This is a genomic window from Arthrobacter sp. W4I7, from assembly GCF_030816215.1.
Classification (GTDB): Bacteria; Actinomycetota; Actinomycetes; order Actinomycetales; family Micrococcaceae; genus Arthrobacter; species Arthrobacter siccitolerans_A.
The window spans coordinates 3395793-3419587 of the sequence record NZ_JAUSXU010000001.1 but is presented as its reverse complement, the minus strand read 5'-3'; the positions used below and the strand labels follow the sequence as shown (position 1 = coordinate 3419587).

Annotated in this window: 12 protein-coding genes; 6 read left to right on the top strand and 6 right to left on the bottom strand. The window is 61.5% G+C overall.

Features of this window, described 5'->3' with window-relative positions; all coding sequences use genetic code 11:
• Positions 1–31: 31 nt before the first annotated feature.
• The gene (locus QF047_RS15405) at positions 32–1717 is read right to left on the bottom strand and encodes an NERD domain-containing protein (protein ID WP_307278836.1); all 1686 of its coding nucleotides are present in this window, start codon (positions 1715–1717) and stop codon (positions 32–34) included.
• A gap of 390 nt (positions 1718–2107) precedes the next feature.
• Here QF047_RS15405 and QF047_RS15400 point away from each other — a divergent pair, with 390 nt between their 5' ends.
• Positions 2108–2740, top strand: coding sequence for a hypothetical protein (locus QF047_RS15400; protein WP_307278833.1), 633 nt, complete (start codon positions 2108–2110; stop codon positions 2738–2740).
• Between the two features lie 164 nt (positions 2741–2904).
• Entirely contained in the window at positions 2905–4236 is a 1332-nt protein-coding gene (locus tag QF047_RS15395) for a hypothetical protein (protein WP_307278831.1), read from the top strand.
• A gap of 39 nt (positions 4237–4275) precedes the next feature.
• Here QF047_RS15395 and QF047_RS15390 read toward each other — a convergent pair whose 3' ends face one another.
• The 4 genes from QF047_RS15390 to QF047_RS15375 are packed head-to-tail and all read right to left on the bottom strand — an operon-like array spanning position 4276 to position 9377.
• On the bottom strand, positions 4276–5844 hold the full coding sequence (locus tag QF047_RS15390) for a hypothetical protein (protein WP_307278828.1): 1569 nt from the start codon (positions 5842–5844) through the stop codon (positions 4276–4278).
• 10 nt (positions 5845–5854) lie between these two features.
• Positions 5855–6856, bottom strand: a complete 1002-nt coding sequence (locus QF047_RS15385) for a sigma factor-like helix-turn-helix DNA-binding protein (protein ID WP_307278825.1) — start codon at positions 6854–6856, stop codon at positions 5855–5857.
• 29 nt (positions 6857–6885) lie between these two features.
• The gene (locus tag QF047_RS15380) at positions 6886–8415 is read right to left on the bottom strand and encodes an ADP-ribosylglycohydrolase family protein (RefSeq protein WP_307278796.1); all 1530 of its coding nucleotides are present in this window, start codon (positions 8413–8415) and stop codon (positions 6886–6888) included.
• Positions 8412–9377, bottom strand: a complete 966-nt coding sequence (locus QF047_RS15375; RefSeq protein ID WP_307278792.1) for an ARPP-1 family domain-containing protein — start codon at positions 9375–9377, stop codon at positions 8412–8414. Before QF047_RS15375 ends, QF047_RS15380 begins: the two co-directional genes overlap by 4 nt.
• 93 nt (positions 9378–9470) lie before the next feature.
• Between QF047_RS15375 and QF047_RS15370 the strand changes: the two genes are divergently transcribed.
• Positions 9471–10139 carry an NUDIX hydrolase gene (locus QF047_RS15370; RefSeq protein ID WP_307278790.1) on the top strand — a complete coding sequence of 223 codons (669 nt, stop codon included), beginning with the start codon at positions 9471–9473 and terminating at the stop codon, positions 10137–10139.
• Between the two features lie 41 nt (positions 10140–10180).
• On the opposite strand, the gene QF047_RS15365 is transcribed toward QF047_RS15370, so the two are convergent.
• On the bottom strand, positions 10181–11761 hold the full coding sequence (locus QF047_RS15365; RefSeq protein ID WP_307278787.1) for an SIR2 family protein: 1581 nt from the start codon (positions 11759–11761) through the stop codon (positions 10181–10183).
• A gap of 300 nt (positions 11762–12061) precedes the next feature.
• Here QF047_RS15365 and QF047_RS15360 point away from each other — a divergent pair, with 300 nt between their 5' ends.
• The 3 genes from QF047_RS15360 to QF047_RS15350 all read left to right on the top strand — a co-directional run bounded on the left by QF047_RS15360 (position 12062) and on the right by QF047_RS15350 (position 23736).
• On the top strand, positions 12062–15130 hold the full coding sequence (locus QF047_RS15360; protein ID WP_307278783.1) for a hypothetical protein: 3069 nt from the start codon (positions 12062–12064) through the stop codon (positions 15128–15130).
• On the top strand, positions 15127–20475 hold the full coding sequence (locus QF047_RS15355) for a DEAD/DEAH box helicase (protein ID WP_307278781.1): 5349 nt from the start codon (positions 15127–15129) through the stop codon (positions 20473–20475). Before QF047_RS15360 ends, QF047_RS15355 begins: the two co-directional genes overlap by 4 nt.
• Positions 20476–20580: 105 nt before the next feature.
• The gene (locus QF047_RS15350; RefSeq protein ID WP_373427772.1) at positions 20581–23736 is read left to right on the top strand and encodes a DUF3427 domain-containing protein; all 3156 of its coding nucleotides are present in this window, start codon (positions 20581–20583) and stop codon (positions 23734–23736) included.
• Positions 23737–23795: the final 59 nt, after the last annotated feature.

Sequence of the window (23795 nt, the reverse complement as noted above, 5' to 3'; positions counted from 1 at the left end):
GAGGCACTGACAATTTAGGTGAGAGCCGCCACTACGCGCCGGTTAGCACCGGTTTCCACGCCTGCGTACGCGACAGTGCGAGTTTCAGCTCGCGTCCGCCTGCTTCCTCCAGCAGCCCGGAATCACCCACAACCACCAGCAGGCTCCGCGCACGGGACAGCCCCACATAGAGCTGTTCCGGAGCGCGGCCCATGTCCTTGAAGCCGTTGACGCACAGAACAACCACAGACCGTTCCAAGCCCTTGAAGCCCAGCACATGGCCGTAGAACTCCGCTTCGTTGGCATGGAACTCCCGCCAGTATTCTTCTGTGGCACCGCGCTCGTAATAGTCCAGATGGATGGGGTGCCGGTCCTTGGTGGTGAGGAGCGCGATCTGGTTGTTCGCCCAACCCTCCTCGATCAGCGCCTCCACACAGTCTCCGGCCACGTCGAGCGCGTCCTCCGTGGGGCAGTCCACAAACCTCACGGGCAGGCCAGTGCTTCCCCGTGGTGTGAAGTGCTCGCCGGCGAAGGGTCGGAAGGACTCGGCGATCTTGCGGGTGTTGCGGAGGTTGTCGTCGATGTGGATGGGCACGAAAGTGGCAGTAGGGCCGGCGGTGAGGTCTGCCGTCGCGCCTCCCCAGCGCTGGTAGACGTCCTGCCGGTCGTCCATAAAGGCGTACACCTCACCCGCGTCGGGATCGGTGGTGCACGCGAGAAGGGCCTCCCACCAGAGGGGCGCGAAGTCCTGTGCTTCATCGACGATGACAGCGTCCAGCCGCTCGTGCGGCTGCATTCCGGCTGCCAGTTCCTTGAGGAGTCTGGGCATTTCGACGTCGAAGTACTCCTGCCCTGTACCGTCCGGTACGCCCAGCCCGCGCACGTATTCGTGGAACTCGCCCGTGAACACCGGCTTCGCCTGGCGCCACGTCGCCACCCTATCCTGAAGGTATTGCCCGAGGCCTTTGTTGTAGCAGAAGAGGCCAACGCGTTTGCCCTGTTTGCTGAGCATGCGGGCCTTTTCGACGGCGAGCCACGTCTTTCCGCTGCCGGCGCCGCCGGTGAAGCGGATCCGGGGGAGTGACCGGGTCGCCTGGAGCAGCACGGACTGTCGCTCGGTGAGGTGGTCCTGTGCTGCTTCATCCTCTTGCGAGGTGGTGGAAGGTACGACGGCGGTGTCCAGGTCTCCGCCCAGCTTGCGGACGATGCGGTCCAGGAAAGCCGGGGCCAGCGGGGAGGCGCCGCCTCCTTCATTTTCGATGACTTGGCGGACTAGCTCGGCTGGGGACTTGCTGTCGGTCTGGTCAAGGATGAGTGACCGGGGGCACCCGGCCATGGTCCAGTCGCTTGGCACGTCCGTGTACGGCAGGCTGACTATGTAGACGCAGCGGCTGCTCAGGCGCGAACCAAGCTCGTTCTCAAGCCAGTTCTTGAGGGCATGAAGTGAGCTTTGGGACTGCGCGACGGGGCTTTGGATCTTGCGCCTTTGCGTCCGGTCCGACTGGTACCACTGCCCGTCTGCAATGCTGACCTGGCCACCCTTGACCTCGATCGCGGCCATGCCCACATTGGGCCAAAGGACCAGCAGGTCAATCTCGTATTCGTTCCGCCCGTCGCGGACCTGGACCGAGTGGGCCAGAACGACGTCGTCCGGGAGGCTGTTCCTGAGAGCAGTCCATACGGCTTTTTCCGCCAGCTGTCCGTCGCCGAACTCCGGTTCTTCCGGAATGCACCTCATTGCCGCCCCCAAATTGATAAACCGGTTCCCCGGTTTTGCGCTGATACAACGTTAGCTGGGTGCTGCGGGTTGGCCGTGGCGACACGAAGACGGTTTGTTCATAGGTGCGTTCCGTCAGACCTGTGATGGATGTCGGCGGCAATTTGAGAGTGCAGCTTCAGGCTTCCGTTTCTCGATTTCAGCGTCCTTCAGTGATGAACCAAATAACTTCGAAAGCCTTGGCGGAATCCCTCAGTCCTCCCTCGACGGATGCATCAGCTGCGGAGGCCGGTGCTTGCACGAATGCACATTGTTCAAGCCCGGCGATGAGGCCATTGACGAGGAGCCTCCAGGGACTGGTTTTGAAATAATTCCCCTCCGTCGGGACTGCCCAAACAGTAGGCTCAATGCATGGCCGAAGAAATTCAGTGGTTGGTTCCGCCCGTCTCCGTGCCCCTATCCGGTGACGAGGAATTCACCGGGATGGCAGGAACGACTGTCCGGGACTTTTGGCAGTTCGCTCTCGGGGATCTGCGGATGAACAATGCACGCGGATATCTCGCTGAGTTCCTTGTCGGCAAAGCACTCGGCATAGGAAATCTGAGGCGGGTCGAGTGGGACGCTTACGATTTACTCTTCGGAAACATCACTATCGAAATCAAATCGTCAGCCTATCTACAGTCTTGGGATCAGAAGAAGGTCAGCGCCCTGTCATTCTCCGGTTTGCAAGGAACGCGCTACCACCCGCGCGCACCAGGAGATGGCATGGATCCGGCAGGGCGACGTTTCAATGCGATGGTTTACGTTTTCTGCGCACACACTGAGACCGAGCACGCCAAATATGACCAGTTGAATGTTTTTCAGTGGGAGTTCCACGTCGTACCCCGCAGCGTTTTAGCTGCGACCGGCCAGAAGAGCCTTGGCATCGTCAAGGTTCGCGAACTCTCCGGTGGCCCGACTCCCTGGACTGAACTCGCGTCAAGGGTCACTACTGCCGCTGTCGACCAACAACGGGATGACGATGCGCCATGGTGGAACAGATAGGTTGGAGCGACCGCCGGCAACTCGACGTCCAGCAGCATCTGCTCGAAGTCGACACGGACTTTCCTCCATAAGGTCAAAGCTTTAGGGAAGAAGGATGCACCTACAGCAATTCCTGCCCATACACTTTTTTCAGTCCCAATATGTCGCGATCGGAAACAGGCCTCATGGATGCTCGCCCCATAATGCTCGGCACGCTGCCTGACGGCCGTCGTCTCCACCTCGGTGATACGGCTGGACGTTGGCCAGCAGGCGGAGGTGTTCTACTGATCCGCGGTGATGGGCCCGTTACGAGGGGGAATACGTACCTCGATGAGATCGTCAGTCAGTTTTGCCGTACAAGTGCGACACACGTCATCGACCTCGTCGAAGGTGACTACAGCTGGATGTTGGAAGGCATGAGGACACTCTCCAGATCCATGGGGCATGCCTGCATGAGTATCGGCGAGATCTTTGGAGGAATGCATGAGGATCCGCGCGGTACAACTGTCATCGTCAACGGCGCTGAGTCACTCCAGGCTGATGCCCATTCATTCTCATCCCTACTTGCGGAGAAGCTCAACCGTCTGATCACTTCCCCGCCTCAAGGAGGTGCTTCCTTGGTGCTGGCCGGTCGCGACTTGGACGTCTCCAAGCTTCTGGTGGGTGGCTTGAACGCTGCCCACCGGATCCAGTTCAGCAGCTGCGGCCAGACGAATTCCGCTCAGTATCTGCTCGGCGACCTGCAGGATGCTGTCATTCCTGCGGCCAAGGCCATCTATGAAGGGCCCGTCGGGTCTCCGTCGACGTTCTTCAGCCCTCTTGTAGGCCCCGATGTCAGCTCCGCGGGGCATGCGTTCTTGGAGCTGCCAATCGGTATTGAAGGGGCCAGCTTCTCGACAGCGTGGGCACAAAACCTGGTGGTACTCGGCGGTTCGTGTTCGGACAGATCGCGGGTGATCGCAAAGATGGCGATGGCTGCGCAGGAATCTGGAGCACTTGCTTGGGTCGCCGCGTCAGCCACAGATTCCGCTTCCAGTGCCAATTGGCGTCACCATCGAGGCACTATGTCCACAGGAGTCGTGCAGGCGCGAGAACTCCTGCGGCTCGTTTGTGATCAGGTTTTTTCGCGCATCGATGCGTGCCGAAGGCTTGGTACTAAAGATGTAAGAGACTTTCGGATTTCTGCGGATTTGGCGCGGCCTATTGCCGTCTTCATTGACGATCTTGATGCCCTGACAAAAGTCACAGCAGACCAACTTCAAATTGCCGAGTCAGCAGAAGCTGTGAAAGTCCTCACCGATTTCCTTGCCAAGACCGCCAATCAAACCAATGTCTCGCTGATTGTTGGTACGTCAAGCGGTGATGAAAATGGTTCTGCTGGATTCGAATCCCTATGGAGTAGCGCCGCACGGCTTCAGCTGCCTGGCTCAATTGCCGATGCCAGCTCGGAACAGGCACCACTGTACTTCGCGGCACCAAGGCTTCCCGCCATTCCTCTTGGGACGACAAGGGTCTAAGGGACGGCACTGACGGGGACGGGAGGTTCCTCTTGGTGGTCAGCTCGCATTCCGCAACGTTTGGACTTCGCCCTCCAGCGCTCGGTCTATCGTCACGCCGCCGTCCGGGCCCGGGCCGGAGGGAAACTCGCCTGTGCTCCAGCGGAGTCTGTGTGCGTCCCGGCAACCCCGACCGAGTCTGAGCCCAAGCACAACCTGATGACCGGCGTCGGTCAACGGCACCCTCGCCTTCCACCAGTTAGGCGCCTCGTCATCCGGCGCTGCCCAGTCATTGTTCGCAAAATAGCGCCTGTTGATGGGCCACTCAGCTGCCGGCAGGTATTGCTCAGACACAATTTCGCACCACACACCGTCCGCGCTGGGCGTCGCCTGCGCATAGGGCCGAGTTGTGACCTCCTCATTGCCGTCGTATTCGACGCGCAGAAAGCTGTTCCACGGCATCTTTGCCAAGAGTTGACCGATGAGTTCGCCTGCTTGGTGCCACTCCTCAGCCTCACGTTGGGATTTCGCTTCATTGATGGCCAGGCTTTCATCCTCAAATCCAAATGGAAAGCCCCAGTAAAACTCGTGGGTGTCCGGCTCTTCGTCGGCTTCTTCTTCTTGGGGGAGTATGACTTCGATGGCGGCTTCCCAGCTACCGTAGCGACGGATGAGCTCTACGGCTGAAGGATGTTCTTCTCTCACGGCGGCGGCCGCGATGACCCACTGGTCGTAAAACTCTATGTCCATGGGATTCCCGAATTGCATGCATTCCTCGGTGGAACGGTCGAGGACGTCCAAGTAGTCCAGCTCGGTGAAGCGGTGGTCACTGGACAGAACTCGCAGACCCACCGAGTTAAGCAAACTTTCCCAGGACCCGTGACCGTAGCGTGCACGCAAGGTTCGTCCCGGAACGGGCCAGGGACCATCCGGGTCGTTCGTAATTGAACCAAGGCGCCTCGACACTGCCTGCATGGCGCTCTCGTAGTCCTCGTGAGAAATGGTCGTGATGGTTCTAGCTCGGATGGCAAGAGCTGTCGTTTCGATGACGGCTAGAATCTCTGCCATGCGCCGATATGGTAATCGGGAATTCAGAGTGTCGCGGAGCTCCGACACCGCGGTGAGGGACATCTTTCCCAAGGCCAATTGGTAGTCCGGTTCTATTTTATGGTGGACTCCCGCGATATACAGCAGGCTTAACTTGTCACCGATTCGTCGTGTCGGGATGTCCTCGACTGTTTGACCCCCGGGAATACCCCGGATGTGCAGCAGCTCCGCGGCGGTCGGGATGTCGACTGAGATACCCAGTGCTTTTAGAACTTTAGGTATCTCATCGCGATCAATTCCCGAGGCGTGAAGCCGCTCAATCATTTCCTCATTGGCGAGCAGCACCTCGTTGGTTGCCGATGCGCGCCGCCGAACCGCGCGTGAGCGCTCCAACTCATCGCTTGGGCTGCTTTCTGCGATGATCAGGAGGCAGACCTCTTCAAGGTCGCGATCCGCCGCTTTGGCGATCGCACGGAGCGGATCACCCTTCCTGTACGAGTCCATAAAGTCAGACTCGATGATCCAGTCTGACGGCACACGAATGCCCACATGGTGCTGTTCCTTGCTGACAAATTCCCCCAATTCTTCTCGCCTACCCCTTCACCGAACGGATCGCATCCGCCCAAGTGCCGTAGATGTTTCTGACTGACGCCCCGGAGGGCCGGGAACGGCCAGCGGCTAATTCCTGCTTCACCCACTCGTCGTAGCCTGCATACGTCGCATTCGTTTCCGCGGCTGCGGGATGGAAGCAGAAATCACTCACCGCGTCGTCGTAGTCTTCGCGGGTGAACTTCAGCAGTCCCTTTGATCGGCCCTGCTTCGTGGTCCCGATGCCCATGGCCTCCAGGGCCTCGTTCCAGCCGCCAAATCGCTTCATCACGGTCTGCCGGGTGGGCGGCCAAGGAAATGCTCCCTGACGGGACACGAGGCCCAAGGCGACTACAAGCTCGTCGCGGAGCTCTTGGTAGCGCGCCCCGGTGATACTGGCACTCGGGTTCTCCGACAGGTGCTTCTGGGCGGCACCGACGACGCCCAAAATGGTTGCCACGTCGTCCGGCGAAACTTCAGCGGATTCCAAGGCCGCCCGGACCTCGCTCATGAGGGACAGTTCCAGGTTCACTGCCGCCCACTCACCATCCGGTGCGAGGCGCAAGTTGGAACCCAGCAGGAACCAGATCCCCGCAGCCAATGCCTCCTTAGAGAAGATGTCGTCTACATGTACTTTGGAAAAAACGATAGACGATGCTTTGAGTGCCTCTTCGGCCAGGTCGACGTCGATCGCCGGGTACAGGGCCTGCAGCTTCAGCACAGCGTCCGGTCGGGTTACGCCACGCTTGGCCATCTGGCGGGCAAGATCGCCATACTCTGCAAGGAAGCCTTCATGCGCAGCCTTCGTGGCTGACTCCCTTGCGGCAATCCGGTTCTTGCGGGATTCCTCCGCATTGGTTCCGCCCACTTTGGCAATGATCTGCCGGACCCGCTCACGGGTAATGCCGAAGCTCTGGCCGATGGCGTCCAGCGTCTCACCATCGGCGTAGCGCTCAACCATTGCAGCATCGCGCTGCTCCCGGCTGAGTTCAGGAGTTGTTGTCATGGTCATATTCCTATCAGCAGCCTCGGACATTATTGGGCACCTGCGCGCGTGGCACCCCCGGTCACCGGCCGGTGCTGGTTTCGGCCTCTGCCAGCACCCGCATGAATAGAGGATTTGGCCGTGCGTTGGGCAGTGCCCCCCGCACATCCTCCAGAGCCTTCAGCGGAGAAATTCCAGCAACACGGGCACCATACAAAGCAGCCACAGTAGGCGTCCGGGATTCTGCCCGGACACAGTGCAGCAGCACTGTCTTGCCCTCCGCCCGGTAGCGTTCGACGGCCGCCGCCCGCCTCCTGAAGGACAAAGGCCGCATGCGCGTTGTCGTCCTCAACAAGAGAGTCGACGACCCAAAAAGTCGCGTGGTCTTCAGGAGATATGCCCGGGACATCCAGCGTGCCCAGCCGGCAGAGCGACACCACCGCGTCGATCCCCAGCTCAGCCACCCGCCCAAGCGAACCCACCCCACCCAGCCACACGCCGTCGTCGTGCGGGTGCCGGACCAGCGCATCGGTGCGGCCCCACATGCTGTAGTCCTGACGCTCAGCCCGCGGCCAGGAAGCGGTCCGGCTGCCCTCGCCCCGGCCCAGCTCCATGCCCAGGACCATCAGGTCGCGGGCGCGCAAACCCGGCCAGCCGTGAAGGCGCTGCCGCCACTCGAACGGTACCCCGGTGAAACCGTATGCCGCTCCCAGCAGGCCACCGGCGATGGCGGCCACCGTATCGGTATCGCGTCCACCCCGCACCGCTTCCTCAAGGGAAGCCCGGAGGTGGGCAGGCCCTGACGCCGAAAGGCCCGCGAAGTGGATGGCACTCCATGCCCCCTGGAACGCCTCCACCACCCAGCCGTTGCGGGTGAAATCGCGGGGCCGGGACCGCTCGGCCGTTTCGATCCGCCCCAGCCAAACCGAAGCCCGCGCGTCGGACAGCAGCGGCAGACCCACCCGGACATCGAGCTGACCCGTGAGAACCGCGTGACGGATCGCCACGCACCACAACCCGCACGCCTCCTGGGCATCAGGGTCGGCGTGGGTCAGGGCGCTCACCACCCCGGCGCCAGCCATCAGTTCGGAAGGCTCCCGCTCCAGGTAGGCGAGGGCGAGGGGAGCAGTGCGCATCAAAGAACCGTTGCCCGCGCTGCGGCCGGTCCTGGCATGAAAGTCAGCGGCCGCAGCGGTGAAGTCAGCGGCCTGGACTTCGCGCCCAGCAGCAGCAGCCAGCCGACGGGCGGCAGCAATGACGGAGCTCGTCTGAGCCCCAACGTCCTTCGCTTCGGCCGCCCACGCAGTCCACGCACGGACCACCATGGTGAGCGCCGCGGGGGAGGAGTGGCCGGCGTCGGACGCGTACTCCAGCAGCGCCTGGGCGATCGGGATGGCCATGGACGTGTCGTCGGTCCACTCGGCCGGCGCGAACCCGAACGGTCCGCCGCCCTTCATGGTGACTTCGGCGCCGTCCGGCAGCGGGGGGCCGAACTCGTAACCGGCTCCGAGGGCGTCGCCGGCGGCCAGAGCGACGAGGACGCCTGCCGCGCGGTCATTCTGCAGGGGGTTCAGTTTCATGCCATCTCCATCAGCGGGTGTTGGGTGTTCCAGCCGGTCAGGTGGGCCAGCTGCGGCCGGCGCTGGGGGAGCGCGACGGCGATGCCGGCGGCGGTTACCGGTCCGGCGGCGCGGGAGACGTTGCGGCTCCGGAGGGAGCCGTGGTTCCGTACCTCCACAGCCGCGCCGCCGCCGTCGAACGTTCTGAAGTCGAACGCCTGGACCTGCGCGGCGAAGTCGCGGGCGCGCTGGCCCGGCATGGGTCCGGATGCAAGCGCCTGGGGCGGCAGGAGCTCAAGGTCCAGCAGCGCCGATTCGATCAGCTGCCGGTAGTGGCGGCGGAAGAGGGTGTGGGTGCCGAAGACCTCCAGGAGCAGCGGCTGCCGGCCCAGCCCGATCACCACGCCGCGCTGGCCCTCCAGCGGAGCGGGCGCGTCCGCGGTGCCGAACCGGTTCTGTTCCTCCTTGTCGTCCTTGAACCAGTCCATGTGCTGGAGGAGGGAACTGGTGGCGGAGGTGCCCCGGGCGGCGTCGAAGCGGCGGACCCGTTCCCAGATCCGGTCCTGCCGGTTTCCTCCGCGTTGCCCGTTCAGGCCGTTGGCCAGCTCCGACCAGACGTTCAGGGGAGCGCGTCGTGCCTGCCGTCGATGGCTGCTCTCTCCGGCTTCCCAGCGGCCGGCCTCGACGCAGAAGGTGTCGATGTCGCGGGTTTCGCCTGGGCCGAGGACGACGTCGCGGGCGCAGGTTCGGTGCTGCTGGCCGCCTTCGAGCAGCTCGCCTTCCAGCAGCAGTGCCGGGTGCGGGCCGTTGTTGGTGACCGTGAGACGGGATACCTGGGCGCCGCTGGCGAGTTCGGTCACGGCGACGTCTGCGTGGGTGCCGGTGCTGATGCCGAGGCTTCCCGGCGCGGAGGTCCAGACGGGGAAGATGCTGAGCGGGCCGAGGCTGGTGCCGGCGCCGACGTGAAGCTGCGGGACTTTCATGATGACCTCCAGGTGATTTATGGCATTTCTGCGCTAATTGATTTCAGTATGCACGTGTTGCTTCTTTAGCGCAAGACTGCGATAAATGGTTGTGTGAAGGATTCCAAAAACACTCCAGGCCCGTCGCTGCTCGACTATCCGCGGCCGTCGGTGGCGGTGGACACCGCGGTCCTGACCGTGGCGGAGGGGAACGTGTGCGTGCTGCTGGTGCGCCGCGCGGAGGACCACCAGCACGGAAAGTGGGCACTGCCGGGAACGTTCCTGCGTGAACGCGAGACCCTGGCGGACGCGGTGCTGCGGTGCCTGCGGGAAAAGGCGGGGATCTCCGGGCGGGTGCCCCGGCAGCTGCAGGTGTTCGACGAGCCTGGCCGGGACGACCGCGGGTGGGTGCTGTCGGTGGCCCACGTTGACGTAGTCCCGCTCGCGGAATTGCAGGAGGCGTTGAAGTCCGACGGCGTTCGGCTGGCTTCCGTGGACGGGGAATGGGAGCTGATCGCCGGGCTGCCGTACGGGCACGCGGACATCGTGGCGAAGGCGGTGGAGTGGCTTCGGGCCGCTTACGCGGAGGCGCCGGATCCTGGGGCGCTGTTAGATGAACCTTTCACGCTGAAGGATCTGCGGGAGCTGCACGAGGTGGTGGCGGGCGCGCCGCTGATGCGCGACACGTTCCGGCGGTTTATGGAGCCCAAGCTGTCGGGGACGGGGCAGATGTCCGATGGGACGCGAGGGAGGCCGTCGCGGTTGTGGGTGCGGTCGAACTGAGATGACCCGCGGATCCTAATTTCGCCGAGGCCGGGCCGGCCCTATGGCAGGTCCTCCAGCCCCAATTCCCGGAGGGCCTTGTCAAGCACGCCCCACACTTCGGCTGTCCCTGCTGATCGCTTTTGGCCGGCGAGGGCAAGAAGTTGCTGTCGTAAGTCGAGTTCGTCGTCGGCAAGTCCTTGGTTATAAGCGGAGGCCAACAGATACGAATGGTTGTCCGTCGCGTAGGCGGCCATCATGTCCAGAAATATCTCAAGATCCCTTCCAGCTGCCAGGAGGGCGGTGCGGGCGTCCGCCGGGCCGGCGTCGGACGCCGGCGCTCCAGCCAGGGGGAGGATGTCCAGTTTCCCTGCCCAGACCAGCTTTTGGAGTGGTTCTTGAAAGAGCGAGAGCACCGTGCCCATCTGGTGGTTCTTGGAGGCGTCGACAGGGAGTGCGCGCCGGACGTCGTGGACGATCTCATGGAAATGGTCGTCAGCGAGCCCGAAGCCGACAAACAGCAAGTGATGGGTCAGCAAGTGCGCCTTGACGAGCGCGGACAGCGCGTCGCGGTTGCTGTTGTAGCCGAGGTAGTCGTCACGGGTCAGTACGATGGTCTCCGGCTGGTTCACTGACCCGTGAAGTTTCAGTAGCCAGTTGTTGCCGACTGCGGGAATGTTCTCAGGTATTACGGTCCGCGGCCGCTGGGCGTCGTTGCAGGCTGTTTCGAAAAGCCGGTCATAGTTTAGGGTGATTGCCCCGGCCGAGGGCAAGGCGGCGAGGAGCGCAGGCGCCAACCCATACCTCGGCAGGTCGACCGCTTTCGCCACCGCCTGACCGAAAGCCGCTCTGGATCCGTGCTGGTCGGCATAGAGCTGCTCGAGCACCCCGGCCTGGTCAAGCAGGCCCAGCCCCTGAAACGCCTCGGCCTCCGTTTCCTTCAGGTGGATACCGGCCCGCAGGGTCCCGAGAAGCTGGCTCCAGTTTGGCGCGCCGGCGCTGACGCTGACGCCGGCACCAAGGAAAGGCACGAGGTGTCCGGCCCCTGCTATTTGGCCAAGCGACTTCGCTTTCTCCTGGAGGCGGCCATCGAGGGATGGCCAGGACGGGCCATCGGCTGCCTCCCGCCGCAGCTTCTGGGCCAGTGAGAACGCGGACCTGTCCCTCAGAACCAGCACGAGGTCGACGCCGAAGCGGGCCGCCAGTTCGGTGGAAGCATCCAGGATTGCGCGCAGGGCGGCGCCAAGGTGGCTCCCGGCGCCGCCCCCGGCGGTCCCGAAGAAGGGCAAGGCAAGGAGCCTGTAGGGCCGGTGATCTGGCGGCGCAGGTAGCGCCGTGAGAGCGCTCCGAACGAACGCTTCAACGCGTTCGGCGACGACGGCGCGGCTCCACCTGCCGTCGTCCGGGACGGCCGTCATGATCGGCAGCGGTTCCGCCGGGTCCCAAGGACGGATCGGCTCGGCCAGTGCACTTCCGTCACGGAACTCTCCCGAGGCGGACGCCACCGCCATAGTCCGCAGGTGTGGATGGGCCTTCAGCCAATGCTGCTCAATCCTGACCCTGGAGTCGGTGGGAAGCAGCCAGGCGTCGCATCGGAGGTTGAGGATGTCAGCCATGGCTATGAAAACGTGCGGTTGGGTCATTGAATCTGTTTATCAGCTTCAACAACTAGTGCCCTGCCTTGACTCGGATTTGCCTCCCACGAAAGTGAACGCTTGCAGAACAGAAGTTGCGCCCGACCGCGCCAGGTTCGCTGATGGCGTCCACAGAAGCTGCGTAATCGCGGACCCATCCAATTTGACGGCAACCAAAAAATCGCATGAGCTGACAGGTCGCTGGGTGTGAATCACCTCGGTTCCCCTCATTCCGCGTGCCTTGGTCTTGAATTGTCAGTGGCACCGTCTAATCTTGCGCGCAGAAGGTTCCTTTTTTATTTGGGGGTAATGGAAGTGGTAGAGGTAGCCGACAAAGATGTCGCTAAAGCGGGAGTCACAACCTATGAGGCCTGGAACGCCGCATTAGCCACTGCGTTCTTCAGTCACGACAAGGCCGGTGAGCTCGTCTATCTGGACAAGGACGACGATGCCTTTGCTCGCGCCTGTCGTGATGTCGGAGTAGGCCTTGACGAGGCCGACGAATCTCTGGCCCAAACTGTCCGAGACAAGCTCTGTTGGAAGGAATCGGGCAAGGCATCGTTCGCGGATTTCGACCGAATGACTAGGTCGTGGGTCAAGGCCAGGCGCAAAGCACTTGCCGCCGCAGCCGAAGTGCCTCCACCTCCTCACATCGCACTTTTGGTCCTGTTCTCATCGGCGGCCGAACGTATGGGTGGGGCCAACGTTGAAACGGGTGCTGCGGAATCGAGCTATTATGCGAGCCTTGAAGGGCTCCTGGCGATACCCCGTGTGGAATCCGGCAGATTTCGCCTCTCGTTCACAAAGTCAAGTGAGGCATTTTGGGAATCACTAACCCTGTGGCTTGAGGACCAGGATGGCCAGAGGGGATTGCCTAGCGCCTACGCTCTTATGCACCGTTATGTGGGCCTGCCGATTTCCCAAGCTCTGGTTCGCGAGCGTGAGCGACGCAATCTAAAGAAGATGTTCGAAGAACAGGGGTTCACCCCGGGAACAGTCGTGTCGCACATCGACATGCACGGCGCCATCGACGTCTGGATTGCATCGGCTCGAACTTCAGCCAACGCGGCACTTCGAAAGATGTGGGCTTCCAACGAGCTGCAGAACCGGATAGTCGAAATTGCGCTAGCGGAGCTGGCTGCGTGGGATGGTGTCGCGAACGGCGGAAGCGGCCGGAACATTCTCGGGCAAAAAAATCAACGGGCCCTCCTGACAGTGAGGGACGCCAGAGTCATGCTCCGGTCGGAAATGCGGTTTGGACTCTTGGCAGGATCGAACGTGTTCCCGGGGGACATCTGCCGAATAGAAGGACTTAATGCAGAGGCCCGCGAGTTCCCCCTAGATCTCATCGGCGTGGGCGCTGCTGGGTTTGACTTCCGAGCTGTCGGCGTGGACGTTGGCTCCGCCATAAGCGGCGACCTGCAGATCCAGCTGCATTCGGGCGTTCAACTTCAGCGCGTCCCCAAGAAGGTGGTCATCTTGATGCGGGATGCCTTTTCAGCGGCCTACGTTGAATCGGACCGGATCAACGCAGCCGTTCCTTCGCGCCTCCTTGTTCGGGACGAGCCTCAGCTGATAGCCGCGGTTTTCAAGATCCTTGCCGACGCAGCCCAGCCGGGTTTTGCCACAGTTCCGGGTGGCACAGACGGTGTACCGTTCGGCTGGACTGTTTTCAAGGACGTCATGCTCTTGCGGGCACCGGACTCGGCTCTCGTAACAGGGACTGATCTCTCCGCGTTTGAACCGAGGCTCTCCACTCAGATGACTATCTCGGGCGGCCTCAAGCTTCCGGGACGGATGCAACGGTGGAGCGCATTGAGCCCTATCCAGGTGATCGTCGCTTCCGAGACGGACGAACCCGTTGATCTGGTCATTCTGACTCGCAACGCAGAGACCCTACAAATCGAAGAGACCGTTGTCAGGAGTAGACTCTCCGTTCCCGCAGTGGTGAACCTGGACGCGGTCCCGGGAGGAGCTGACGACTTTACGCTTTCCCTCCGGCGAGGTAAAACCACCATACAGACGATTGCTGTGAAACGCAGAAGCTCATGGGTGCCAAGCCCGGACAGCTCCCAGCGTTTCAGGTCCTTATGCCACGATTTGAAAGACCCATTGTGGCTAATTCAAAGCGTCCCTAGCGAAGATGCGGCAACGCCCGGGGTCGACGGAGTCGCAGTCTCGGCGCCCGAAGTTAGTTACACTCCTCGCAGAGTAGCCACCCGTCCCGATTGGAACAGCCAAGGGAGAGTTCATCCGAAGGTTCCGCCTTTGCTCGTGGCGGGCCCGCCGGCAGATTCGTGCATCGTGACGGGGCGCCACCGCTGGAATCTTCCACTCTTCGACGGGAAGTGGCCAAAATCGCGATGGATGTACGGTGTCTGTGCGCAGTGTGGGATGAGTAAACGCCATCCAACCCGGATACTTAAGAGCCAGGCCAGCCGAGACCCGGCTATCCCGCGCACAAGAAGGGCTCTTCCTGCGCTCGGGGCCGCTTCTGCGCCGTGGACGGCGCTAATCGATGCGCTGTTCTATCTGGGCGCCGGATCCCGCCACGAATTCTCGACTCTCGCGCGCCAGCTCGAAGACTCCGCGATCTTCGAGAATCAGCTCCTACTCGACCTCGAGGCTTTGGGCATTATCGAGTTAGAAAGAAATGCTGCACTTGAAGTCACCAACTGGGAAGCAGCAGCAACGTGTATGGGCGAATTATCAGATGGAACCTGGCTGCTCACCGGCTACTGGCCCAGGCAATTAGATAACGACGTTATCGAGGCTCTGGAAGATTTGGGCGCAACGGTGACCATCAATGCGCCGCATCACCAGAGCCAACGGAGGATAGCCGACCTTGCAGCCCAAGACCTGGTCGAAATTGCTAAGAAGTTTGACTTCGATTTGGTGCCGCACGCGTCACATTCTCTTGCCCTGGCACTACCGACCCTTTCGTCCGTTGCGGCTGGCTTGATTCGGCGCGATATGCCTTTCGCCAGTAGTTATGACTATTTCGACCCTGGCTCCGGCGCCTGGATGGAAATTGAGGCCTCGCAACTCCCCGGCCTCTACCGTGTATCTCACAGCTTTAGCTCGAATTACTATTATCGGAATGCCCAAGACGTGCTTGATGGGATGGCAGCCATCGTGACCGTGCAGCTAGGCAAACACCTTGCTGCCCTCGAAGCCAAACGTCCACTGATCGCTTACGATCCCGTCGAAGCGACGATATCGGTCCCAGTTGGGGCCGAGCTTCCTGGGATGTTCAGCCGCGCGGCGGTCATGGGCGACGGCGATTTACCCGAAATGCGGCGACCAGACCGCTCCGTAAACTATTTCAACGTCCCGGCCGCCGCTGCTGAAGCGATCATTGGAAAGCTCACCTCATGAACCAATACCCGAATCCCATAAGTGTCAGCAACGACCTGAAAGAAGCGTTTTCACGGTATTTCTCCACCAATTATCGCCTCCGATCCCCGGGCCTTGCCGCTGACCGCGATGACCTTCTTAGTGCGCCAGGACAAGTCTTCCAAGAACCCATGCTCGAACCTGTCATTCCCTATCCCACCACCGACGACCTTGTGGACATCGCCACATCGGCAGGCTATTCGGAACCGGTAGCGCGTATCGTTGGGGACGCCTTTTTTCGGCAATATGTGAAACCTGGTGAACGCATTGGCATCCGCCGCCACCAAGCTACAAGCATCCTAACGAACAGAGGTGCAGGCGCGGCGGGAAAGCATAACGTGGTCCTTACCTCGGGGACTGGATCCGGAAAGACTGAAGCGATCCTGCTGCCGATCCTGCTCCGGCTGGTGGAGGAATCGGAGGCATGGAGCCGGCCAGGTCCTGTCAATACCTGGTGGACCGGAGAATCGTTCAGTCCAATGCGGAAGAACGAAAAGCGCAAGGCAGCAGTCCGGGCGATGATCCTCTATCCCACGAACGCCCTCGTGGAGGACCAGCTAACCCGCCTCCGTCTGGCCTTCCGAAGGATTTCCGAGAGCCGACCCGAAGCGCGGCTCTGGTTCGGTAGATACACGGGTGCAACGCCCGGAAATAACGCGCTCCCGAAGCCGTCAGCAAAATCGGTGACTGTCTCCCGGGTAATCGAGGAACTTCGCGAGATGTCCGACGAGTACGAGAGCCTTGTCGCTGCAGGGACCGTTGAGGAAGGTGACCTGTCTCTGTTCACGGACCCAAGGATTCACGAGATGGTAACGCGTTGGGACATGGTTCAGGACCCTCCCGACGTCATGGTCTCAAACTTCGCAATGATCAACGCCATCCTAATGAGGGACTTCGAAGAGCCGCTCTTTCAGCAAACGCGCGAATGGCTCGCCGCATCGCCGGATCACGTATTCACATTGGCAGTGGACGAACTCCACTCCTACCGTGGATCCGCCGGTAGCGAAGTGGCACTCCTGTTAAGAAGGCTTATGAATCGGCTCGGACTGGAGCCAGATAGCCCACAGCTGCGCATCATTGCAGCCAGCGCTTCGCTGAATGACGATGATGACGGCTTGAGCTTCCTGGAGGAGTTCTTCGGAGCTACGAAGGGCAGCTTTGTTGTCACTGCAGGCCAGGCCCGTGAAATCGTTAGCATGCTGCCAATTAGTCGCGATCAAGTGCTGGCGGAGCACGCTGCGGGGACCCTGGTGTCTCGATCGGCGGAACTGTCGGAGGCCATCGCGGCGGCCTGTTTTGAGTTGGAGGACGGCAGGCACAGGGCGCAGTTCCTTCGGACCATTTCTCAACGATTGTTCGGCGTCGACGACCCCGAATTGAGTGCACTTAAAGTGACATTCCAAGCCGTTGCATTGGGCGAACAAGTCGGGGTCCCTCTGCGCGGTCACATTTTTGCCCGCGTCCTATCCGGATTGTGGGCGTGCAGCAGCGCCGTGTGTTCGGGTGTGACCCCGGAGCGGCGAGACCGACACCGCAACGTTGGCAAACTGTTTGGGCAACCCCTCTCGGTCTGCGACGACTGTGGCAGCCGAGTCCTGGAGCTAATTCTCTGTGGCGAGTGCGGGGACACGAGTCTTGGCGGCTATGTCTTGCGGTTTAGCGACGAAACAGAGAGCCTGAGTGCGACGCCGGCCGGTATCCTGTCGGACGCCCCCGGATTGGTGACGCGTCGCAGCCGGGAAATGTATCGGTGGTTTTGGCCAGCCTCCGGCGATCAATCGCCGGTTGGCGCAGGTAGCAAGTGGTCGAGTCAAAAATTCGACGTTGCCTGGGTCCGAGCAAGTCTTGATGCTAGTGGACACGTTCAAGTTGGCGCTCCCGAAGGTGCAAACGGCTGGGTGCTTCAGATCAGCGGCAAGGGCGACGCCACCGCGGCGCCCGCCATCCCCGGCAGGTGCCCTCAATGCGGACAACAGGGCCGACAGACGGCGGAATTTGTCCAGGGGCAAGTCGCATCGCCTCTTCAGGGCCACGCTACATCGCCGGCTCAGACCACTTCCGTATACCTCCGTCAGCTCCCCCGAACGCTCGGTGAGCGTCCGGAAGACTACCGAACCATAGTATTCACGGACAATCGCGATTCCGCCGCGCGTACGGCGGCCTCGTTGGCAACGCGGCAGTACAGCGACATCCTGGTGCAAATGCTCCGAAGAGGCCTTTCCGACGCGGCGGACACAGATATTTTGGATATTCTTCGTCGCTTCACCTCGAACCCGTCAAGTCTGAAGCCTGCAGAGCTCGCCCAGGCCCAACACATACTGCAAACCAATCCCGACGCACTTATGGCTCTCATGCGTCAGACAGCCGGCGTCGCTACACCGGCCGACGTCGAATTGCTGTCGGAGCTGAACGCTTCGGGTTCGGAGTCCATTGCCTGGACGGACCTCCGTTCTCGGATCGAGACTCAAATGGTCGACTTGGGGATTAGCCCGGGTGGTCCCTCGCCCTATGCGCAGAAGTTCGACAGGGTGCCTTGGTACACGTTCTATGCGCCACCGGAGCCGGGACTCTGGACCAAGGCCGATGCAGCCTCCTCAGCTGTCGCCCAAGAGAAGCTCGGAAACATGCTGGACATGGAGCTGGCACGACAAGTCTTCGACTCCGGCCGGCGCGACGTCGAATCGACGGGGCTTGCCTGGATCCGCGCAGAAGTGTCAGGGTCAGGATCCGGCTTAGCCGACCACCTGGCCAGCGAAGTTGCCGCTAGCTGCGTGCGCCTATTGGGATTGGACCTCAACTATGAAGGATCTTTCGCAGCCAGGTCGGACGGGATAAAAACTCCGACCGCCGTGAGGGACTACCTCAAACGCGTCTCGGTCCTGCACGGCGTAGATTTGGGGACGCTCGAGGCCTGGGCGTACGGCGTGATTAAGAGCCTGGGGCTGACACACGACGGCTGGATCCTGAAAATACACGGGTCGACAAACCACATCCGCTTTGCCCCTCCGTCGACCCGACAGTGGACTTGCGACCGCTGCGGCTTTGTCCATCTACACGGCTCGGCGGGCGTGTGTGCCAACAAAGGCTGTGACTCCACATCACTGTCACAGCGCGAACAAGCGGCACATGCTGGAGACTACTACGGCTGGCTCGCTAACCAGGACCTGAGACGAATAGCAGTAGCCGAGCTGACCGCGCAGACCAAACCGGCCAGCGAACAGCGCAAGCGGCAGCGCTGGTTCAAGGGCATTCAGCTGCCGTCTCCCAAAGAGAACCGGCGCACTTGCCAGCTGGACGTTCTGAGTGTGACTACGACGATGGAGGTCGGCGTTGACATCGGTGCTCTCAACGCAACTCTGATGGCTAATATGCCGCCCCAGCGGTTCAACTACCAGCAGCGAGTCGGCCGGGCCGGCCGCGCGGGCCAAGCTTTCTCATTCGCGATCACATCGTGCCGCGACTCAGCGCACGATGAGTACTACTTCAACAACGCATACCGTATGACGGGCGATCTTCCACCACAGCCGTTCCTGGACCTGGGACGTCCCCGCATAGTGCATCGCGTCGCTGCCTCCGAGCTGCTGAAGCGGGCCTTCTCATCGTTGCCGGGAAAGCCGGAATGGACTGCGGACAGTCTGCACGGATCCTTCGGAAAGGTCGAATCTTGGCCAGACTTCAGGGGCGCCGTCGCTGAGTGGTTGAGGACGAACCCTGGCGTGGGCGAGGTAGTCCGGCAGCTGAGCCGCTACACGCGACTCAGCGACGCGCAAGTCTTGGAGATCGAGCGCTGGGCGCGCGCCGAGCTAGTCGCGGAAGTCGATCACATCATAGCGTCGCCGGAACGAAGCGAGGATGAACTGAGCCTTGTCTTGGCGCTGGGCGGGCTGCTTCCCCTGTTCGGGTTTCCCACCAGAGTGCGTAATTTGTACCACGGTGAAGTCATGGGCCGTGCTCTGGATGACAAAGTTGTTGCGGACCGTCCTCTGGCGATGGCGGTTACGAACTACGCACCGGGCGCGGAAGTCGTCAGGGACGGTCTCGTGCACACGGCAGCGGGATTTGCTCACTATGAAAAGACCGGCAAGTCTTGGGCGCCAGCAGACCCCTTGGGAACTGCCCACGACGTCGTCACCTGTCCTGAATGCGGAACGACTTCTATCGACAGGAAAGTCGGTGACGCGTGCGAGAATTGCGGCTCCGAAGTCGTCCGGTTCTCGATGTTTGAGCCTCGAGGCTTCAGAACGACCTACAAGGCGCGTCCCTACCGTATCGACGGCTCGCGGGCACAGACCAAGAGCCTTCCAACGTTCGTTTCCGCACAGAAGGAAACGGCCCGGGACGAAGTGCTCGGCGTGGACGTCCGCCTGTATGAGCAGGGCAAGTTACTGCAATACAACGACAATCGAGGACGACTTTTTGACCTGAAGCGACAGGGCGACGGGTCCGTCGTGGCCGTCGACAAGTCGATCTATCTTCGTGGCTGGAAAGACATGCCAACGACGGGGATCGACATAGGAAAGAGCGCTATTGGGGAAATTCGCACGACCGATGCGGTGACTGTCGCGTTTACGAGACTGAAGACGCCAACAGGCGGCCTTCCCACCTCGTCGGGCATACTCCCAGCAGGAATGTCTGCCCTTTGGTCGCTCGCGGAGGTGATGCGCGCGGGGGTGAAGGCGCAGCTGGACATTGATCCACAGGAAATGCAGACAGGCCTTCAGCACCTTACGACTGCTGGCGAGCCGACCGCGCGCGTGTTCTTGGCCGATAGCCTGGATAACGGGGCCGGCTACGCTGTGGAGATAGCAAAACCAGAGAATTTCCAAGCCCTTTTACGCTCTACTCGTGAATCATTGCGGCTCCTGTTCGAGGCCCATGACCACGCGCGGTGTTCTACGTCCTGCCCAGACTGCCTGAGGTCGTGGGACAACCAACGCCTCCACGGCGTTCTCGACTGGCGGTTGGCGCTAGACATGCTCGATCTATGTGCGGGTGATGAACTGAAACTCGCTAGATGGTTCGCACGCAGGCCGGAGGTTCAGTCTGCGGCGCAGTCGATCGATCCCGGTTGCGAGGTCGTTCCGGTGGGATCCTTGAACGTTCCGGTCGTACTCATCCCTGATGAGAAAGTGGGCGTTCTCGTGGGGCATCCTCTGTGGTTCCGGGGCGCAGCCGGCATCAAAGATGCACGGAGGGAAACCGCCATTGACGAGGCAAAACTGGCGCTACCCGGCTACCGACTCTCAATGAGCGATCACTTTGAGTTCGATAGGCGTGCACTCCCTGTCCTCGTTTCCGCAGTCGAACGCGAGGCTATGGCCCTCTGAGATTGATTGCCGTGGATTAAGTGTGTCAGCTCGCCTAGCGAGATCGCGGGCGAGCTGACATACGGATTGCCGCGTGTTGTCGGTGATCGCTAGTAGCCTGGCGCAGTGACTAATTTCTTTGGGGGAGTGGCAGCGGAGCAGCTGCCCGAGGGATTGTACGAACTTCTGAACACGAATGTCCTCGGTGACCATCTGAGCCAAGAGCAAGAACTGCAGCCAGTCTTCGCGGACATCGACGATGAAGACTCCGCGGAGATCCTCTCCCGCCACGTTGCGGATGTTGTCCGGCGAGCATTGGCGGCAGCCAAACCAGCCGACCGTGTGGCCTTGGCAAATAAGCTTCTCCAGGAACTGGACGGTGTTGACCCAATCGCCGATGGACCAACCCAGCTCCGCTCACTCCACCGCCCGGACGCTCTCAAACGCCGCCAACTCCGACGTCCCACCACCAAGCTCAGTGATTCGGCACTCCTCACCAACAGCAGGGACGAACCAAACCTCGCCGCGGAGCTCCGGGCCGAGATTGAGTCTGCCAACACTGTCGATTTGCTCTGCGCCTTTGTCCGATGGACGGGCCTCCGCCTGCTCGAGCCAGCCCTAGAGCAGCTCAAGGAGCGGGGAGCCCGACTGAGAGTCCTAACCACCACCTACATGGGCGCCACTGAACGCCGGGCAATAGACGAGCTCGTCACCCGCTATGGCGCCGAGGTGAAGATCAATTACGAAACACAGGCAACCCGACTGCATGCCAAAGCCTGGCTGTTCCGCCGCAACACCGGTTTCGACACCGCCTACGTCGGCAGCTCCAATCTAAGCCAAGCCGCCCTTCTCGATGGGCTTGAATGGAACGTCCGGCTCAGCGCGGTAGCTACGCCCGCCCTCCTGCAGAAGTTCGAGGTTACCTTCGACAGCTATTGGGAGCAGCGAGCCTTCCAAAGCTACGATCCGGAACGTGACGGCGAAAAACTAGACGCCGCACTGGAACGCAACGGGGGGCGGCGCACTGCGGCGTCTGATGCCGCCACCGGTCTTGAAGTTCAGCCGTTCCTCCACCAGGAGGAGATGCTGGAGGACCTGGAAGCGGAGCGCATCAAGGGTTTCAACCACAACCTACTGGTCGCAGCCACCGGAACCGGCAAGACAGTTATCGCGGCCCTGGATTACAAGCGGCTGTGTGAGGCTGCCGGCCGCGATCTGAAGCTGCTCTTCGTCGCCCACCGACAGGAAATCCTGAAACAAGCGATGCGCACCTACCGCGATGTCATGCAGGACGGCGCCTTCGGTGAACTCTACGTGGGGGAGCACAAGCCGCAAGAGTGGAAGCACATCTTCGCGTCCGTCCAGTCGCTGTCCTCCCTTGGCATCGAGCAGCTGGAACCGGACTTCTTCGACGTCGTCGTCATCGATGAGTTCCACCACGCTATGGCCCCCACCTACCGCCGCCTGCTCAACCACCTCAAGCCGCAGCAACTCCTCGGGCTCACTGCCACGCCTGAGCGCGGCGACGGCGTAGACGTCGCCAAGCAGTTCTTCGACGGTAGGACCGCCAGCGAACTGCGGCTGTGGGACGCTCTGGATGCTGACCTGCTGGTGCCGTTCCACTACTTTGGCGTCTCGGACGACGTGGACCTGAGCCAGTTGGAATGGAAACGCGGCAATTACGACGCCGCCCAGCTCAGCAACGTCTACACCGGAAACGACGCCCGCGCCTCCAAGGTGATCCGCGAACTCAGGGACAAGGTCACCAGCACCGACCAGATGCGGGCCATTGGCTTCTGCGTCTCTGTGCAGCACGCCCGCTACATGGCAGAGGTGTTCAACCGGGCCGGCATCGCCTCCGTCGCCGTTGACGGCACCACTGACAATGCTGATCGCGAGGAAGCCCTGCGGCGCCTGGGCAAGCGGGAGATCAACTGCATCTTCGCCGTCGACCTTTTCAACGAAGGGCTGGACCTGCCGCAGGTTGACACCATCCTGTTGCTCCGGCCCACGCAGAGCGCCACGGTCTTCCTCCAGCAGCTGGGACGCGGGCTGCGCCGTGCCGAGGGCAAGGCGGTCCTGACGGTCCTGGACTTCATCGGCCAGCAGCGCCGTGAGTTCCGCTTTGATCTGCGCTACCGGGCACTGACCGGCTACGGGCGCAAGGAGCTGGAGAAGGCTGTCGAGGACGAGTTTCCATACCTGCCGTCCGGCTCACAGATCGTGTTGGACCGGGTGGCGCAAAAGGTAGTGCTGGACAACATCAAGGCACAGCTGCGGTTCAACCGGGCACAGCTGGTCCGGGACATCGCATCATACGCCGAGACCGAGTTGGAGGCCTATCTGGAGCGGTCGGGGAACGACGTGAAGACGATCTACCGTTCCACCAGGGACTCGTGGACCGGTTACCTCCGCCAGGCAGGGCTGATCGAGGGGTTCTCGCCCCTGGAGACCGTGCTCCGCGGGAAAATTGAGGAGATGTCGGACGCGGAGGAAAAGAAGCTGTTCGGCCGCATGGCCGCACTTATCCACGTTGACGATCCGGAACGTGCCGCCGCCTATTCGATGCTGGTTGCTCCCGACGCGCCCCGCTACGCGGAGCTGGGCATGCGCGAGCAGGCCTTCGCACGCATGCTTTTTTACACGCTGTGGGATGACGGCGGCGGATTCACCACGTACGACGACGGACTGGACCACCTGCGCGGCTACCAGTTTGTGTGCCGCGAGATTCGCCAGGTCGTGAAGCTGGGAGTGGCTACGTCTAAGCACGCAGCCAAGAGCCTCGGTGTGGGATTGCAGTACATTCCGCTGCTTTCGCACGCCACATACCGGCGCGAGGAGGTGCTGGCGGCGCTGCAGTACGGTTCGCTGGAGCAGGGTAAGAACGTCCAGCACCGCGAGGGCGTTGCGTGGTGTCCGGCGACTGCCACAGACGCCTTCTTTGTCACACTCAACAAGGACGACAAGAAGCACTCCGCAACCACGATGTACAAGGACTACGCCATCAGCCCGGAGCTATTCCACTGGGAGTCGCAGAATGCGACGTCACCGACGAGCCCGACGGGACGCCGCTATCTCGATCGGGCTCCCCATGGTTCGAAGATTTTACTCTTCACGAGGGACACCGCGGACGACGAGACCGGGTTGACTGTTCCTTACACCTGCCTGGGGCAGGTTGACTACGTGCAGCACGCTGGCGAGAAACCGATCGCAATCACCTGGAAACTCCACCGGGCGATGCCGGCGGATGTCTACGCCACAGCTGCTGCCGTGGCGCAATAGTCGATGCTCGCCCCTTAGGCGGGCCCGAACATTGGGTCGGCCTTCTTGGTGCACCCCTC

What these genes read in the sequence shown, in the direction of transcription:
- QF047_RS15405 (WP_307278836.1), bottom strand. Translation starts at nt 1,717, where the DNA reads ATGAGGTGCATTCCGGAAGAACCGGAGTTCGGCGACGGACAGCTGGCG.
- QF047_RS15395 (WP_307278831.1), top strand. Translation starts at nt 2,905, where the DNA reads ATGGATGCTCGCCCCATAATGCTCGGCACGCTGCCTGACGGCCGTCGT.
- QF047_RS15375 (WP_307278792.1), bottom strand. Translation starts at nt 9,377, where the DNA reads ATGAAAGTCCCGCAGCTTCACGTCGGCGCCGGCACCAGCCTCGGCCCG.
- QF047_RS15380 (WP_307278796.1), bottom strand. Translation starts at nt 8,415, where the DNA reads ATGAAACTGAACCCCCTGCAGAATGACCGCGCGGCAGGCGTCCTCGTC.
- QF047_RS15385 (WP_307278825.1), bottom strand. Translation starts at nt 6,856, where the DNA reads ATGACAACAACTCCTGAACTCAGCCGGGAGCAGCGCGATGCTGCAATG.
- QF047_RS15355 (WP_307278781.1), top strand. Translation starts at nt 15,127, where the DNA reads ATGAACCAATACCCGAATCCCATAAGTGTCAGCAACGACCTGAAAGAA.
- QF047_RS15360 (WP_307278783.1), top strand. Translation starts at nt 12,062, where the DNA reads ATGGAAGTGGTAGAGGTAGCCGACAAAGATGTCGCTAAAGCGGGAGTC.
- QF047_RS15365 (WP_307278787.1), bottom strand. Translation starts at nt 11,761, where the DNA reads ATGACCCAACCGCACGTTTTCATAGCCATGGCTGACATCCTCAACCTC.
- QF047_RS15400 (WP_307278833.1), top strand. Translation starts at nt 2,108, where the DNA reads ATGGCCGAAGAAATTCAGTGGTTGGTTCCGCCCGTCTCCGTGCCCCTA.